This is a genomic window from Streptomyces fagopyri (assembly GCF_009498275.1).
Taxonomy (GTDB): Bacteria; Actinomycetota; Actinomycetes; order Streptomycetales; family Streptomycetaceae; genus Streptomyces; species Streptomyces fagopyri.
The window spans coordinates 5,019,199-5,035,447 of the sequence record NZ_CP045643.1; the positions used below are offsets into that span (position 1 = coordinate 5,019,199).

15 protein-coding genes are annotated in these 16,249 nt (G+C 73.3%); 11 read left to right on the plus strand and 4 right to left on the minus strand.

All coding sequences use genetic code 11. The features are described 5' to 3' along the window. Positions 1-84: 84 nt before the first annotated feature. From GFH48_RS21590 to GFH48_RS21615, 6 genes are all read left to right on the plus strand, one after another. Positions 85-627 (plus strand): RNA polymerase sigma factor, encoded by a 543-nt coding sequence (locus tag GFH48_RS21590; RefSeq protein WP_153289822.1) that lies wholly within the window; start codon positions 85-87, stop codon positions 625-627. Next, positions 624-1,517: a cupin domain-containing protein gene (locus GFH48_RS21595; protein WP_153289823.1), complete on the plus strand. Its 894-nt coding sequence runs from the start codon at positions 624-626 to the stop codon at positions 1,515-1,517. Before GFH48_RS21590 ends, GFH48_RS21595 begins: the two co-directional genes overlap by 4 nt. Then, positions 1,514-1,729: a hypothetical protein gene (locus GFH48_RS21600; RefSeq protein WP_153289824.1), complete on the plus strand. Its 216-nt coding sequence runs from the start codon at positions 1,514-1,516 to the stop codon at positions 1,727-1,729. Before GFH48_RS21595 ends, GFH48_RS21600 begins: the two co-directional genes overlap by 4 nt. Before the next feature lie 109 nt (positions 1,730-1,838). Next, a complete protein-coding gene (locus GFH48_RS21605) occupies positions 1,839-2,702 on the plus strand; it encodes an ABC transporter ATP-binding protein (protein WP_153289825.1) in 864 nt (287 codons plus the stop codon). After that, the gene (locus GFH48_RS21610) at positions 2,699-4,237 is read left to right on the plus strand and encodes an ABC transporter permease (RefSeq protein ID WP_153289826.1); all 1,539 of its coding nucleotides are present in this window, start codon (positions 2,699-2,701) and stop codon (positions 4,235-4,237) included. Before GFH48_RS21605 ends, GFH48_RS21610 begins: the two co-directional genes overlap by 4 nt. Beyond that, complete coding sequence (locus tag GFH48_RS21615; protein ID WP_322746998.1) at positions 4,234-5,055, plus strand: ABC transporter; 822 nt, start codon at positions 4,234-4,236, stop codon at positions 5,053-5,055. Before GFH48_RS21610 ends, GFH48_RS21615 begins: the two co-directional genes overlap by 4 nt. Positions 5,056-5,496: 441 nt before the next feature. Here GFH48_RS21615 and mshD read toward each other — a convergent pair whose 3' ends face one another. Next, complete coding sequence (gene mshD / locus GFH48_RS21620) at positions 5,497-6,423, minus strand: mycothiol synthase (protein ID WP_153289827.1); 927 nt, start codon at positions 6,421-6,423, stop codon at positions 5,497-5,499. 299 nt (positions 6,424-6,722) lie between these two features. Here mshD and GFH48_RS21625 point away from each other — a divergent pair, with 299 nt between their 5' ends. From GFH48_RS21625 to GFH48_RS21640, 5 genes are all read left to right on the plus strand, one after another. After that, the gene (locus tag GFH48_RS21625; RefSeq protein ID WP_153289828.1) at positions 6,723-8,522 is read left to right on the plus strand and encodes a bifunctional metallophosphatase/5'-nucleotidase; all 1,800 of its coding nucleotides are present in this window, start codon (positions 6,723-6,725) and stop codon (positions 8,520-8,522) included. Positions 8,523-8,665: 143 nt separating this feature from the next. Further along, complete coding sequence (locus tag GFH48_RS21630; protein WP_153289829.1) at positions 8,666-9,961, plus strand: LmeA family phospholipid-binding protein; 1,296 nt, start codon at positions 8,666-8,668, stop codon at positions 9,959-9,961. Positions 9,962-10,207: 246 nt separating this feature from the next. Beyond that, positions 10,208-10,348: a hypothetical protein gene (locus GFH48_RS38620; RefSeq protein ID WP_194280635.1), complete on the plus strand. Its 141-nt coding sequence runs from the start codon at positions 10,208-10,210 to the stop codon at positions 10,346-10,348. A gap of 117 nt (positions 10,349-10,465) precedes the next feature. After that, positions 10,466-12,220 carry an ABC transporter ATP-binding protein gene (locus GFH48_RS21635; protein WP_153289830.1) on the plus strand — a complete coding sequence of 585 codons (1,755 nt, stop codon included), beginning with the start codon at positions 10,466-10,468 and terminating at the stop codon, positions 12,218-12,220. Between the two features lie 333 nt (positions 12,221-12,553). Then, complete coding sequence (locus GFH48_RS21640) at positions 12,554-13,462, plus strand: hypothetical protein (protein ID WP_153289831.1); 909 nt, start codon at positions 12,554-12,556, stop codon at positions 13,460-13,462. Positions 13,463-13,600: 138 nt separating this feature from the next. Here the strand turns inward: GFH48_RS21640 and GFH48_RS21645 are convergent, their stop codons facing one another. The 3 genes from GFH48_RS21645 to GFH48_RS21655 form a co-directional block, all read right to left on the minus strand. After that, complete coding sequence (locus GFH48_RS21645) at positions 13,601-15,085, minus strand: sensor histidine kinase (RefSeq protein WP_153289832.1); 1,485 nt, start codon at positions 15,083-15,085, stop codon at positions 13,601-13,603. Beyond that, positions 15,082-15,813: a response regulator transcription factor gene (locus GFH48_RS21650; protein ID WP_153289833.1), complete on the minus strand. Its 732-nt coding sequence runs from the start codon at positions 15,811-15,813 to the stop codon at positions 15,082-15,084. Before GFH48_RS21650 ends, GFH48_RS21645 begins: the two co-directional genes overlap by 4 nt. A gap of 159 nt (positions 15,814-15,972) precedes the next feature. After that, complete coding sequence (locus GFH48_RS21655) at positions 15,973-16,212, minus strand: hypothetical protein (protein ID WP_153289834.1); 240 nt, start codon at positions 16,210-16,212, stop codon at positions 15,973-15,975. Positions 16,213-16,249 lie beyond the last annotated feature (37 nt).

Below are 16,249 nucleotides of genomic sequence, written 5' to 3' on the forward strand. Positions count from 1 at the left end.
GGTGCAGGAGGGTGCCATGAGTCAAGTGCGAAATCCACGGCCGGGAACGTGAACCGATCGCCGGGGCTCGTCCGATGAGGTGACGTGAGGGAAACGAGAAGCGACGGGGAGCTGCTGCGGGCCATCGCGGCGGACGGGGACCGCCGCGCCTTCGAGGAGCTGTACCGGCGCTACGCGCCGTGGCTGACCGCGCGCCTGCGCGGCCGCTGCGCGGACGCCGGGGTGGTCGACGACGTCGTGCAGGAGACGTTCCTCGCCGTCTGGCGCGGCACCGCGCGCTACCGGGAGGAGGGCGACGCGGCCGGCTGGCTCTGGCGCGTCGGCTCCCGGCGGCTGATCGACACCCTGCGCGGCGACGGCGCGCGCGGCCGGCTGCGGCAGGCCCTGGCCCGCCTGCGCCACCGGGACGAGGCGTCCGCCGAGGAACGCGTGCTCGCGGGGGTGGAGCACGGAGACCTCGCGGGCGCCCTGGTCCGGCTCTCGCCCGAACTGCGGGCGGTGCTCCAGGCCACGGTGATCGACGGCCTCACCACCAGGGAGGCGGCCGTCCTGCTCGGTATTCCGCCCGGCACGGTCAAGACGCGGGCCCTCAGGGCGCGCAAGCAGTTGCGGGAGGCGCTGGCATGAGCGGCATCGACAAGGACACCGGCACGGCCTGGCACGTACCGGAAGAGGACATCCGGGCCTATGCGCGAGGAGAGCTCGCCCCGCCGCGGCTCTGGTCCGCGGACACCCACCTCGCCGCGTGCGCCCACTGCCGGCAGACGCTCGCCACGGCCGCCGACCCGGTCGCGCTGGACGCCGGGTGGGAGCGGCTCGACGCCGAACTGGACGCCCCGCGGCCACGCCTGGTCGAGTCACTGCTGGTGCGCGTCGGCGTCGCCGACCACACCGCGCGTCTGCTGGCCGCCGCACCCGTGCTGCGCCGCTCCTGGCTGGGATCGGTCGCCGCCGTGCTGGTCATGACCGTGGCGGCGGCCAACTCGGCGCAGTCCGCCGCCGCGCCCAACCTGTTCCTGATCCTCGCGCCACTGCTCCCGCTCGCCGGGGTCGCGCTGTCGTACGGGCCCGTGCTCGACCCGACGTACGAGATGGCGGTCGTCTCACCGACACACGGATTCCGCCTGCTGATGATCCGCACGCTCGCCGTACTGACCGTCGTCCTCGGACTGAACGGCCTCGCCACCCTCGCCCTGCCCTCGTACGGGCTGCGCGCGCTGGCCTGGCTGCTGCCCGCGCTGGCCCTCACCGGGACCGGGCTCGCGCTGACACCCCGGCTGGGCCCGGTGCTCGCGCCCGGCCTGGTCGCCACGGCGTGGGTGACGCTGCTCGCGCTGACGACGTCGGCGGCGGGCCTCCACCACGGGACGCCCGCGCCGTTCACGGCGGCCGGGCAGGGCGTCGCCGCGGCGGTGGCCGCGCTGGCCGCCGGGCTGCTGTACCTGGCGCGCGACGGGTTCGACGCGTCGTCCCCCCGGAAGCCGTTCCGGGGATTCACCCAAGGAGGCACGGGATGACCGACCGCACACCGGCGACGACGGCCGCACCGACCACCCCGGCCGTCGCGATCGACCGGCGGGAGAGGCGGAAGCGCCTGCTCAAGGCCGCGCTGCTGACGGCCCTCTCGCTCGCCGCGTTCACCGCCGAACTGCTTCTCCTGGCGCTGCGCGGTCCGGAGCGCCGCCGCGGGTTCTTCGGCGGCGCCGGGCGCACCGGCGGGGACGGATGAGAACGCCCGCCGTCCCTCCCCACCACCCTCCCTCTTCCCGCCTCTCCTCTCGTCCCGCCCCCTCTGCCTCTCCCGTCCTCGACTTCGACCACTCCCGCAGGAGCGCCGTATGACCCCCACCGTCTCCGCCTCCGGGCTGAGCCTCCGCTACGGCAGGACCCCCGCCCTCGACGACGTGTCGGTACGGCTCGGGGAAGGCGTCACCGGCCTCATCGGTCCCAACGGGGCCGGGAAGACCACCCTGTTGCGGGTGCTCGCCACCGCCGTCCGCGCCGACCGGGGCGCCTTCACGGTGCTCGGGCACGACCCGGCCACGACGGCCGGCCGCCAGAACGTCCGGCGCACGCTCGGCTACCTTCCGCAGGCCCCGGGATTCCACCCGGACTTCACGGCCTTCGAGTTCGTCGACTACGTGGCGATCCTGAAGGAACAGACGGACCGCACGGCCCGGCACCGCGAGGTGCGCCGGGTCCTGGAGGCCGTCGACCTGACCGGCGTACGCGGCAAGCGGATCAAGAAGCTGTCCGGCGGCATGCGCCAGCGGGTCGCGCTCGCCGCCGCCCTCGTCGGCGACCCCGGCTTCCTCGTCCTCGACGAACCCACCGTCGGCCTCGACCCCGAACAGCGCATGCGCTTCCGGGAGCTGATCGCGCGGGCGGGGGAGGAACGCACCGTACTCCTCTCCACCCACCAGACCGAGGACGTCGCGATGCTCTGCCACCGCGTCATCGTGATGGCCCACGGACGCGTCCTCTTCGAGGGCACCCCCGCCGACCTGGCCGCACGTGCCGCGGGCCATGTGTGGAGCAGCGCCGAGCGCGACCCGGCCGCCCACGCCGGATGGCGTACGGGCACGGGCTCCTTCCGCAACGTCGGCGACCCGCCCCCGGGCGCCGCGCTCCTCGAACCAACCCTGGAGGACGGATACTTGCTCACCCTCGACGGCACGCCCGCGGAGGTGGCGGCCGGATGAGCACCGTACTGGAGACCCCCGCCCGGTCCGTCGAGCCGGCGCGGGAGGCGCGCCCCTGGGCCGCCGTGGCCGCCCTCGCCCGCTTCGAGGCACGCGAGTTGCGCCTCTCCCTGTCGTTCGGCGGCATATCGCTGCTGTACGTCGGCTGGATCGTGTGGCAGTGCGCGACCAGGACGGGCGACTACCCGGTGCTGCAGGACATCGACCGGGCCACCCAGAGCCTGCCCATGCTCGTCGGCCTCTCCGTCATGCTGTGTGTCAACCGCGCCGTCCTGCGCTCCCACCGCGACGACACGGAACGCCACTTCGGGGTGCTGGTCGTCGAACCGTGGCGGCGTACGGCCGCCCACGCGCTGTCCGTCGTCCCGGCGGCCCTGTTCGTCGCGGTGTGCGTCACCGTCCAGTTCACCTGGGAGGCGCTCAAGCCCGGTGCCGTCGGGCACGGGTCGCCCGCCGAACTGGCCGTCGGCCCCCTGACGGTCCTGCTGTTCGGCGCGTTCGGTGTCCTCCTCGGCCGACTGGTCCGCTCCGCCTTCGCCGCGCCGGTCCTCCTCGTCTTCCTGCTCTTCACCCAGGTCCTCGGCGGGAGCGCGTCAGGCCGGACCGACTGGACGGCCTGGCTGGCGCCGGTCGTCACCGAGACCGGCGCCAAGCCGTTCCCCTCCGACCTGCTGGGCCGCCCCGCCGCCTGGCACGCGCTGTACCTCCTCGGGCTCGCCCTGTCCGTGGCCGTCCTCGCCGTGCTGGTCGGCGGCGGGCGTACGAGGACCGTCCAGGTGGTCCTCGCGGGTGCGCTCGCCCTGACGCTGGTGGGGGCGGTCGCGCAGTCCGGGGGCACCCCGGCCGCGACGCTCGCGGCCCGCGAACGGGCCTCGCTCACCCCCGAGAAGGTCCAGTCGTGCCGGGAGCACGGCACCTCGACGTACTGCGCCTTCCCGGAGTGGGAGGGCCGCACGGCGGACTGGGCCGGGGTCGTCGACCGGGTCCAGGGTCTCGCGGGCGGTAGCGCCGGGGGAGAGCGGCTGACCGTGCGCCAGCGCGTCGACGTCCGCGGCGGGTTGGCGGACGACTTCGCCCTCGAACCGTCCGCCGTGTCCGGCCAGGTGACCGTCGGCACCGCCTGGGGCGGCAACCGGGTCCCGGAGTTCGCGGTCGCCGTCGCGTCCGTCCTGGTCGCGGGCAACGAGAAGGCGGGCAGCACGGTGTGCGACGCCCGCATGGTGACCATCATGTGGCTGGCGCTGGGCGCGGAGTCCGACCCGATGGCCCTCTTCCGGCACGTCCGTCTCGACGACAGCGTCACGGGCTCCGCCGTCGTCCTCGCCCCCACGGACCCGCTCTCCATGACCGCCGAACAGACGCGGATCGTAGGAGAGTTGCTGAAGGAGCCGCGCTACGGCGTCACCGCCAAGGTGAAGGCCCACTGGGCGCAGCTGATCTCGCCCAGGACCTCGACGGCCCGGGTGGCGGAGCTGCTGGGAGTGCCGGCGAGGACGGGCGCGGCGGACCCGGACGGTGGCTCGTGCGAGGGATGACCACGCCGGACGCGGACGCGGACGCGGACACGGACACGGACACGGACACGGACACGGACACGGACGGGACGCGCCCGAGCAGGGAGCGGGCGAAGCGTGAGGGCACGAACGGCGAGGGCACGAACGGCGAGGGCGGGAACGGCCGGCGTGAGCGGACGAACGGGGAGTACGTCATGATCCGCGCCCTTCTGCGGCCCGTCTGGCGCACCCTGCCCCGGACGGCCCTCGCGGCCTGCGGCGGTCTCGGTCTCCTGCTCGCCGGGACCCCGCGCCTGCTGTCCGGTGAGCCGGACCCGTGGCTGTGCGTCAACCTGCTGCGGGGAGCCGCGCTCGTCCTCGGCGTGGGCCTGGCGTTCCTGCTCGACGACCCGGCGCGGCACACCACCGCGCCGGTACCGGCCCGCAGATCACTGCGCACCGGCCTACGGATAGCACTGGTGGCTCCGGGCGCCGCGCTCTGGTGGACGGTCGCGCTGCTCCTCGTACCGGAGCAGGCGCGGCCCCCGGCCGGCGCGCTCACCCTGGAGGCGGCCGCGATCGCCGCGACCGCGCTGGCCGCCGCGTCCGCCGCCGTGCGGTTCACGGACCGGGCCGAGCCGGGCACGGCCGTCGCGACGGGGCTGCTGCTCACCGCCATGACGGTGCCGACCCTGCTGCTGCCCGAACGGTGGGCGCTGCTCGTGGCCGTGAACGACCCGCACTGGGACGACGCCCACGAGCGGTGGGCGGCGATCCTGGTGGTGGCGGCACTGCTCTGCGCGGTGTGCTGCACGGAACCCGCGCGGACGTGGCGGCCGACGGCGCCCGCCCGCCGCTGACACCCCGGCCACCCGACGCCGACCGGGGCTCACCCCCGGCACGACCGGCCCCGCCCGGTCATGGAGACCCACTCCGGGTACGTCGGGCTCCGCCCCGGGTACGTCGGGCTCCGCCCCGGGTACGTGAATCCCACCCTGGGTACGGCTGGGCCCGCCCCGGTTGTGCGGGCCGGCTCCCGGGGCACCGGGCCTCACCTGGGGTACGTGAACCCCGCCCCGCCCCCGGACACGCGGCTCCCACCTCGGGTACGGCTGGGGCCGGCCCTGGGTATGCCGGACCTCGCCCTGGCTACGTCGGCCTCGCCCCGGGTTAGCAGGTCCGCGCCTGGTGCGGCTGGGTCCCGCCCCGGGCACGTGGACCCCGCCCGGACGTGGACCCCGCCCGGACGTGGACCCGCTCCGGACACGGCTCGGCCCCCACGCGGGTGTCGGGCGGGCCCGTCAGGACTCGCTGCGGTACATGAGGTCCGTCTCGTGGGTGACGAAACCGAGCCGCTCGTACACGGCCACGGCCGCGCTGTTGTCGGCGTCGACGTAGAGCATGGCGGTCGGCAGGGCCTGTGCGGCGAGATGGCGGAGCCCGATCGTGGTGAGGGCCTTGCCGAGGCCGCTGCCCTGGGCGGCCGGGCCGACCCCGAGGACGTAGACCTCGCCGAGCCCCTCCGTGGCGTGGACCTTCGTCCAGTGGAAGCCGACGAGCTCGTCTCCGCGCAGGGCGAGGAAGAACCCGGACGGGTCGAACCACGGCTCGGCCTTGCGGTCGTCGAGGTCGCGCTGGGTGAGGGCGCCCTGCTCGGGATGGTGGGCGAAGGCCTCCGCGTTCAGGGCGAGCCACGCGGCGTCGTCCCGGCCCGGCACGAAGGCGCGGACGCGCACCCCGTCCGGGAGCTTCGGCTCGGGCAGGTCGAGGTCGGTCAACGGCCTGCGCAGCTGGCGCAGTTCACGGAAGAGGGTGAGTCCGAGGACCTGGGCGAGATGCCGGGCCGCGGAGTGCCCGCCGTGCGCCCACACCCGCAGCCGCTTGCCGGATTCGGCGAGCAGCGCCGAACCCAGCGCCCGTCCGTGGCCGTGCCCGCGGTGCGCGGGGTGCACGACCAGCTCGGCGGCCGGCGCCTCCACCGGGTCGGTGTCCTCCAACTGGGCGTATCCGACCAGCACGTCGCCGAGGGTCAGCAGCAGGTGCCGTACGCCCTCGCGCGCGCCGCCCTTCAGCTGGAGCCGACCCTGCTCGGAGACCGCCTGCTGTCCGTCGGCCAGAGCGGCCTCCGAGAGGAGCCGGAGCACGTCCTCGGCCTGCGCCGGGGAGAGCGCGGCGCGGGTCTCGATGGAGCGGGAGAGCGCGGGGGGTGCGGTGTCGTCGCTGGTCATGGATACGAGGGTACGGCGCGGTCATTTCCGGACAAGGAGTTGGGCGGGGTGGATGTGGATCGTGGCGGGGCGGGCGGCCTCCCGGGGCGGCGCGGAACCGTTCGGCAACCCGCCGTGCGTCCCCTCGCGGGCCCCGCGCGTGCTTCTCCCGGTGAGGCGATGGCAACCAGTCCGTAACCCCCAAACCCCTGGTGTGCTACGCGCGTTGATTCTAAAGTGCGTGCAAAGCCACAGCCGTCGCACAGTGACCGTGGCACTCGTGACTCTCTCCGTCGTTCACCGTTCTCCAGGGGGACCCCATGCCGCCGACGTTCCGGAACAGACGTACTCATCGCCTCCTCGCGGGCGCCGCGGGCCTGGCCACCGTCGCCGCGCTGGCCGCCGCGATGCCGGCGAGCGCGGGGCAGGACCGGGCGACCGCCCGCCACCACCACGGCAGCAGCCGCTACCAGGACGTACAACTGCTGTCCTTCAACGATCTGCACGGCAACCTGGAGGCGCCGTCCGGTTCGTCCGGCCGGGTCAGCGAGCTCCAGGCGGACGGGACGACGAAGTCGATCGACGCGGGCGGTGTCGAATACCTCGCCACGCACCTGCGCGACGCCCGCAAGGGCAACAAGTACTCGATCACGGCCGCCGCCGGTGACATGGTCGGCGCCTCCCCGCTGCTCTCCGGGCTCTTCCACGACGAGCCGACGATCGACGCGCTGAACAAGCTCGACCTGGACGTGACGAGCGTCGGCAACCACGAGTTCGACGAGGGCGCCAAGGAGCTGGCCCGCCTGCAGAACGGCGGCTGCCACCCCACGGACGGCTGTTACGACAAGAAGGCGAAGTTCCGGGGCGCCGACTTCCCCTACCTCGCCGCGAACGTCACCAGCGAGAAGACCGGCAAGCCGATCCTCGAGCCCTACTGGGTGTGGAAGAAGAACGGCGTCAAGGTCGGCTTCATCGGAGTGACCCTCGAAGGCACGCCGAACATCGTGTCGGCGGAGGGCGTCAAGGGCCTGAAGTTCGGTGACGAGGTCGACACGATCAACAAGTACGCCAAGGTGCTCCAGCGCCAGGGCGTGAAGTCGATCGTCGCGCTGATCCACGAGGGCGGCGCGCCCGCCTCGACGGCGTACAACTACGACTGCGACAGCCCCGGTGCGGGCGACGGCATCTCCGGCCCGATCGTCGACATCGCGAAGAACGTCACGCCGGCCGTGGACGCGCTGGTCACCGGCCACACCCACCAGGCGTACGCCTGCACGATCCCGGACCCGGCGGGCAACCCCCGGATGGTGACGTCGGCCTCCTCATTCGGCCGTCTCTACACGGACACCACGCTGACCTACGACCGCTGGACGGGCGACATCGCGCGTACGGCGGTGAAGTCCGCGAACCACGTGGTCACCCGTGACGTGGCGAAGGCCGCCGACATGACGAGCCTGATCGCGAAGTGGAACACCCTCGCCGCCCCCATCGCCTCGCGCCCCATCGGCCACATCGCGGGCGAGATCGGCAACGCCGGCACCGAGTCCCCGCTCGGTGACATGATCGCCGACGCGCAGCTCGCGTACGCCAAGTCGGTCGACCCGCAGGCCGACATCGCGCTGATGAACCCGGGCGGCATCCGCGCCGGGCTCACCTACACCGCGAGCGGCAGCGAGGGCGACGGAGTGGTGACGTACGGCGAGGCGTACACGGTGCAGCCGTTCGCCAACACCGTCAACCTCGTGAACCTCACCGGCGCCCAGCTGATCACCGCACTCCAGCAGCAGGTCAGCGGAGCGAACGAGGCCGCGCCGAAGATCCTGCAGATCTCCAAGGGCCTGACCTACACGCTGGACCTCACCAGGACGGGCGCCGCCCGCGTGGTGGCCGGTTCGGTCGAGCTCGACGGCACGGCGATCGACCCGGCCGCCGTCTACCGCGTCGCGATGAACTCGTTCCTCGCGGGCGGCGGTGACGGCTTCGCCGAACTCGGCAAGGGCACGAACGTCCTGGTCGGCGGCGACGACCTGGCCGCCTTCGAGACCTATCTGACGGCCAACTCCTCCGCCACGGCGCCGTATCCGGTGCCCTCGGCGGACCGCGTGACGATCGTCAAGTAGCCGCCGGGGCCGGACGCCGGCATGGACACCGGCATGGACACCGGCACCGGCGAAGATCGTGAAGTAGATCGCATCCGGACGGTTGCGGTTGCGGTCGGGGGCGGTACGCATGGTCGGATGAGACGATGCGTACCCCCCACCGCATGACAGCGCATCCCTTTCCGGACGACCACCGGCCGAACCCGGACGACCACCGGCCGCACCCGGACGACCACCTGTACGGCCTTCCGGACGCCCCGCCGGGTCGCGGCCCGAACCCGTACGACGAACTGGGCGCCCTCGCCGGCGCGGGCCCGCTGGAGGACTTCCTCCACGAGGACGGGCCGCAGGACGGGCCGGACGGCCCGCCGTACGAGGAGCCGGACGAGGCATGGGCCCCGCCCGACCACCGCCGGGGCAGCCGGCGCCGCCGCAGGCGCCTCGCGGGACTGCCGTTCGCGACGAAGGCGGCCGTCCTCGCCGTGACCCTTGCCGCGTTCCTCACGCTCGCCGACCGCTGGGCGCTGCTGTACGCCGAGCACAAGGCCTCGCGGACCCTCGAGGACCAGCTGCACCTGACCGCCGCGCCCGAGGTCGAGATCGGGGGCTTCCCCTTCCTGACCCAACTCGCCGACGACCGGCTGGACTCCGTGCGGGTGACCGTGCCGGACGTGGCCGCCGACCGGGTCTCCCTGGCGAAGGTGTCGGCGACCGCGACGCGGGTACGGCTCGACGGCGACGGCCCGACCGCCGTGCGCGGAGTCAACATCCCCGAACTGCGCGGCGAGGTACTGCTCTCCTTCGACGACCTCAGCCGTGAACTGGGCTCCTCCCAGGTGACGTTCACCGGACACGGCCGGGACCGGGTGCGTGCGCGCGGCACCCTGCCGGTCGCCGGACACGACCTGGGGCTCCGGGCCGACGCGCGCATCCAGCGCGACGGGACACGCGGCATCTCCACCCACATCGACGGAATGCGCCTGGACATCGGTGACTTGGCGACGTACCGCCCAGGATCCCGCGCCTCCGAGGGCCTCCACCTCACCCCGCGCTCGGCGGCCCGCCTCGCCGGCCGGACCGCCAGGGCGAGGGCGCTGCTGTCCGTCCCGTCGGTCGTCCGCGGGCTCGGGGTCCCGGACACGGTGGTGCGCGAGGCGCTGCGCGACGACACCGAACTCGCGTCCCTGACGGGGTCGCGGACCTTCGTCCGTCAGGCGATGCGCCTGAACCTCCTCGACCTGGCGACCGCCCATCCCGAACTCCTGGAACGACTGGGGCTGGACCCGGCCCTGCTCGACGGTCTCTCCCGGCTGACCCGCCCCGTCCTCGTCGACCGGCTCTCGCTCGGCTTCCGGCTCCCGCACCCGGCGGACGGACAGATCCGGCTGCGGGACGTACGGGTGGAGCGGGACGGGATACGGGTCGACGTGATCGGGACGGGACTGTCGGTCGGGCGCTGACCGGCACCGGCCGCGTCGATCGAAACGGCCCGCGCATCGGTGAATTCAAGGGGAGGCGCGTCATAAATTCTGTGTGAGCCGCCGGTTTGTTCCTCGGTCGTCCTGAGAACTTCTTTCAGTCGCAATTCATCCAGGTCTCAGCGGAATTGGCGATTTCCGGGTCCGGGGCGCCGTAGTGTTTTCCATGTCGAAAGCGAACAGCGCGAACGGCAAAAGGAATTCATCCGCAGCGAAGAAGGAGAAATCATGAGCTTCCACAAGATCGCCCCGGTCAAGCGCTCCCACAAGGCCGGCCCGGCCCCCCGGCACGGCGCCAAGCCCGCGCCGAAGCCCGCCGCGAAGAAGGCCGCCCCGAAGCCGCGCCCGGTGAGCCGTCAGGGCCGCTAGACGATCGCACGGGTGCCGGAAGGCGGCACGAGGCGGGGTCCCCGGAATTCCTTTCCGGTGGCCCCGCCTCGGCCGTGCCCGGCCCATTCGACGACCAGAAAGGGAAAGTGAGTCGATATGCGGGAAGTACGGGCGGTGTTCGCGCGCTTCTGGCCGCTGACCCGCGGCGACCGCCGGTGGTCGGCGCTGATCGTCGGCTGCGTGGTCGTGGCCGCGCTCGCCGAGACCGCCGCGATCCTGCTCTTCGCGCGGCTCACCGACCACGCGCTCGGGTCGGGTTCGCTCGCCGCGTTCTGGGGACCGGCCGGAGCCTGGCTGGGCGTGGCCGTGATCGGCGCGCTCGTCGGCTGTCTCGGCAACTCCCTCGCCGTGTGGACCGCCGAGAGATTCGTCCTGCGACTGCGCGCGGGCGTCTTCCGGCACGTCCAGGAGCTGCCCCCCGACTTCTTCCAGAAGCACCGCCGGGGCGACCTGGTCGAACGCCTCACCGGCGATGTCGAGGCCGTCGAGCAGATGGTCGTCTCCGGTGTCGTCGGCACGGTCTCCGCCGCCTTCTCGGCCGTCTTCTACGCCGCCGCCGCGCTCTGGCTGCGCTGGGACCTCGCCCTGGTCACCTTCGTCCTCGCCCCGCTCTTCCTCGTCGCCGCCCGCCGCTTCTCCGGCCGGATCAGGCAGGCGTCCAAGGACGAGCGGACCGCCGACGGCGCGATCACCTCGGTCGTCGAGGAATCGCTCGGCAACATGGTGCTGACCCAGGCCTACAACCGCCGGCGCGCCGAGGAGCGGCGGCTCGACCGCGAGGCGCGCGCCTGGATGCGGGCATCGGTGAGCGGGGCACGGGCGAGCGAGATGTACGAGCAGGTCGTCGAGGTCGTCGAGACGCTGTGCGTGCTCGTGGTGATCGGCCTCGGCGCCTGGGAGATCTCCCAGGAGCGCATGTCACTGGGGCAGTTGCTGGCCTTCGCCGCGTTCCTCGGATACCTGTACCCGCCGATCCGCGGTCTGGGCGGGCTCGGCCTCACCCTCACCGCCGCGACCGCGGGCGCGGAACGCATCCAGGAGATCCTGGACACCGAACCCGCCGTCACCGAACCCGCCAAGCCCGTCCCCCACTGGCCCGTGCGCGGCCGGATCCACTTCCACGGCACGTCGTTCCGCTACCCGGGCGCCGAGCGCGACTCCCTGCGCGACGTGACGTTCACGGCGGAACCCGGCGAACTCGTCATCGTCACCGGTCCGAGCGGCGCCGGGAAGTCCACGCTCTCCAGGCTCCTCACCCGCTTCTACGACCCCACGGCCGGCGTGATCCGCCTGGACGGCGTCCCGCTGCCCGACATGTCCCTGGAGTTCCTGCGGGAGAACGTCGCGCTGCTGCCCCAGGAGACCCTGATCCTGCGCGGCACGATCCGGGAGAACATCGAGTGCGGCCGGCCCGGAGCGTCCTGGGCGGACATCGAGCGGGCGGCCCGGGACGCCGCCGCGCACGACTTCGTCAGCGCGCTGCCCGACGGGTACGACACGCGGATCGCCCCCGGCACGGCCACTCTCTCCGGCGGCCAGCTCCAGCGCGTCGCCATCGCCCGCGCCATGCTGCGCGCCGCGCCCGTCCTGGTCCTCGACGAGCCGACCGCCGGGCTCGACTCGATCGCCGCCCGCCGGGTGGTGCGGCCGCTGCGGCGGCTGATGGCGGGCCGCACCACCATCATGATCACGCACGATCTGTCGCTGGCGCCCGACGCGGACCGGATCCTGGTCGTGGACGGCGGCCGGCTGCTGGAGGCGGGGACCCACGACGAACTGCTGGCGAGGGGCGGCCCGTACGCGCGGCTGGCCACGCCGCAGGCCGGCTCCCTGGTGACGCGGAGCGCCTGAGGACCGCCGTACGTGTGTCAGGCCGCAGGTCAGGCCGTACGTACGGCCTGACCTGCGGCCACGCCGTCGTGACACTCACCGTCATGACACTCGGCGTCGTGGCGCTCACCCTCGTGGCGCTCACCCTCGTCCCGCTCGGCGCCGCCGCGCCGTCCGGGCGGTGTCCGCGCCCGCGTCCGCTTCCGGCGGGGGAGGTGACGATGCGACATCGTGCGCGGCCACGGGACGAACGGATCGAACGCGGCCCGGGAACCCGGCGTCACAGGTGTGGCGCGGCCTTCGGGCCGTACCGCACGAGCTCCGTTCGCCGACGTCAGTCCCTGGGGGGACCCCATGCGTACGAAGACCACGCGCACCGTCCGACTGCCTCTCACGCTCGCCTTCCTCAGCGCCGCGGCCGGCGCCGTCGCGGGATGCGGAGGCGCCGAGGCCGGTGGCCACGGCGCGGAATCGCGTCGGCAAGCCCGTGCCCGCCAGGTCGCCGAGGCCTGGGACGGATCCGGGGCGGCACGGACATGGCGCGCCGGCTACCACCCGATGGGGGACGCGGTGCAGCCGCCCGAGGGCGGCTTCCGCGCGGGCGCCGACACCCGCGCCTTCACGACGCAGAACTTCGTCCTGCGCGGCACGCTTCCCGCTGCCGGGCGGAAGCCGGGCGAGGTGAGGTGGAAGAGCGGAGCCCCGCTCACCCTGCCGCTGGCACAGGCGCGCGAGGCGTACGAGTCCGTGGCCCGCGGGGGCAATGACGGTCCCCGGCTGACCGTGACCGGGGCGCGGCCGGGCCGGATGACGGTGGCCACCAGCCGCGGTCCGGCGACGGTCCCGGCCTGGCTGTTCACCCTGGAGGGGTACGACACTCCGCTCAGGCGGGCCGCCGTCGCCCCCTCGACCCTCCCCGGGCCCCCGATCGGACCGGCGCGGGGGGTGCCGGCGAGTGAACTGGAGGGCCTCGCCGGGCTGGTCGAGGTCTCCGGCGACGGCCGGTCGGTCACCGTGGCGGCCGGGCACGGGGCCTGTGACGATGGGCCCGTCGTGCACGTGCTGGAGACCGGGGGCAGCGTCGTGCTGTCCGCCTTCGTCACCGGGACGCGGGAAGGCTCCTGCACCGGCGAGACGCGGCGCCAGGAGGTGACGGTGCGACTGGCCGGGCGGCTCGGCGACCGCGTCCTCCTGGACGCCTTCACGGGCCGGCCCGTGCCCTACGGGGAGCCGGGCGGGCTCTCGCCGAGCCGGAGCCGGTGACGCCGCGGTCCGGGCCGGGACGCAGGGCCGTGACCGGGTCGGTGACCAGCCTGCCGCGGCCGTGAACAGGATCGTGACCAGCCTGCCGCGGCAGGCGCACGGCACCGTGAACGGTCTGCCGCGGTCGTTCCCCGACCGCTACCCGGCCTGGTCGGGGAACGTTTCCGGCGGCGGTGTCGGCGCACCCGGCAGCCGTACCGTCACCACGGTGCCGCCGCCCTCGGCGGGTCGCAGGGACACCTCGCCGCCCGCCTGCTGCACCGTGCGCGCCACTATCGACAGGCCCAGACCCGAGCCGGGGAGGGCGCGGGCGGACGGGGAACGCCAGAAGCGGTCGAAGACGTGCGGGAGGTCGTCGACCGGGATGCCGGGACCGTGGTCGCGCACGGACAGCTCGCCGTCCTTGAGGACGACGTCGACGGCCTCGCCGTCCGGGCTGAACTTCACCGCGTTGTCGAGGATGTTGACGACGGCGCGCTCCAGCGCGGTGGGCTCCGCCCGGACGTACCAGGGCTGGAGGTCCGCCGTGATCGTCAGCTCGGGTCCGCGCAGCCGCGCGCGGCGCAGGGCCGCCTCGACCGTGTCCTGGAGCGGGACCGTCACCACGGTGTTCGCCTGCTGGCCGGCGTCCGAACGCGACAGTTCCTGCAGATCGCCGATGAGCGAGGCCAGTTCGGTCATCTGGGCCTTGACGGAGGCGAGGAGTGCCTTGCGGTCGGCCGGGGGGATCGGGCGGCCCGTCTCCTCGCTGCGGGTGAGGAGCTCTATGTTCGTACGGAGGGAGGTCAGGGGCGTACGGAGTTCGTGGCCGGCGTCCGCGATGAGCTGCTGCTGCAGCTCGCGGGAGTTGGCCAGCGCGGACGTCATCGAGTTGAAGGAGCGGGTGAGGCGGGCGACCTCGTCCTCGTTGTCCTCCTCGACCGGGATGCGGAGGGAGAGGTCCTCGGTGCGGGCCACGTGCTCCACGGCCTCGGTGAGCTTGTCCACGGGACGCAGGCCCGCGCGGGCGACCGCCAGACCCGCCGCGCCGGCGCCGACCACACCGATCCCGGAGACCAGGAGCAGGACGAGGGCCAGGTCGTTCAGGGTGGACTGGGTGCTCTTGAGGGGAACGGCCACGACATAGGCGCGGTCGCTGTACAACACCGTGGTGCCGGGGGGTTCGCCGGGAAAGTTCCTCACGATGAGCGGCATCGTCAGGACCCGTACGTCGTTGCCCTTGCTGTCGGTCCCGTTGCGCGGGGTGGTCTGGTTGAACTGCGGGCGTGGGTGTTTGGCCACGGCCTTGTCGCCGTCGGTGACCCGCACCGAGCCCGCCGAGAAATCGTAGACGCAGACGGTTCCGCCCGAGTTGATCACCTGGGCGTAGTCGTCGAAGCGTCCGTGCATGCCGCTGTTGTCGCTGCCCGGTTCCTTGCTGCAGTCGTTGAGGACGACCTGGACCAGGGCGTACTGCTGGGGCTGCCTCTGGTCCTGGAGGTACTTGTCGATCTCGTCGTACAGCTTCCCCCGCACGATGAACCAGCAGGTCACCGAGACCGCCGCCACCCCGAACGCCACCGCCGCCGCCACCAGCAGCGCCAGCCGGGAACGGATCGGCAGGGAGCGGAACCGTCTGATCACTCCGCGCCGCCCGAGCGGAGCACGTAGCCGACCCCTCGCACCGTGTGCACGAGCCGCGGCTCACCACCCGCCTCGGTCTTGCGGCGCAGGTACATGACGTACACGTCGAGGGAGTTGGAGGACGGCTCGAAGTCGAAGCCCCAGACGGCCTTCAGGATCTGCTCGCGGGTGAGGACCTGGCGCGGGTGCGCGAGGAACATCTCCAGGAGGGTGAACTCGGTGCGGGTCAGCTCCACGGCCCGGCCCGACCGGGTGACCTCGCGCGTCGCGAGGTCCATCCGCAGGTCGCCGAAGGTGAGCGCGTCCTCGTCGGGGGCGGCACCCGCCGTCGCCGCGTACGAACTGCGCCGCAGCAGGGCCCGGACCCGGGCGAACAGCTCGTCCAGTTCGAAGGGCTTGACCAGGTAGTCGTCGGCGCCCGCGTCGAGGCCGGTCACCCGGTCCCCGACCGTGTCGCGGGCCGTCAGCATGAGGATGGGGGTCGTCGTGCCGGCTCCGCGCATCCGGCGGGCGGCCGTCAGCCCGTCCATGCGGGGCATCTGGATGTCCAGGACGACCAGCTCGGGCTGGTAGGCGGTCGCCTTCTCCAGCGCGTCCGCGCCGTCGACCGCGACCTCGGTGTCGTACCCCTCGAAGGCGAGGCTGCGCTGGAGTGCTTCGCGCACCGCGGGCTCGTCGTCGACGATCAGGATGCGCTGGGGTTCACGGTCGCCTTCGGCGGGGCTCATGGGCGGGAGTCCTCGGGTGCGGTGGGGTGGAGGGTCTGACGGCCTTCAGCGTCGCACGTTTCCGGGCGGGGGCGGAAAGGATCAGCGGGGGAAGAACCGTCTCAGCCGGTGGGAAAAGGCTCAGACGTGGAGGGAGCGGCCCGTACCGCCGTGAAGGGTTCAGCCCGGCAGTGCGCTGAGCCTGCTCAGCGGGACCTTGCGGCGGTGCGGACGGGTGGCGGGGGTGCGCAGGCCCATCAGCTGCGGGACGGCGGCCGGCGGGAGCGCCACCTCGGGCGCCCGCGGCACCGGCAGGTGCAGTTCGCGTGCCACGGCGAGGGCCAGGTCGAGCCCGGCCGGATCGCGGCCCTCGCGGGAGTGCGCGACCGGGGAAATCCGAGAGATCCGCTTCCTGATCATGTCGACCTCCTGGGTGTGCCGTCCTGTTGCTGTTCCG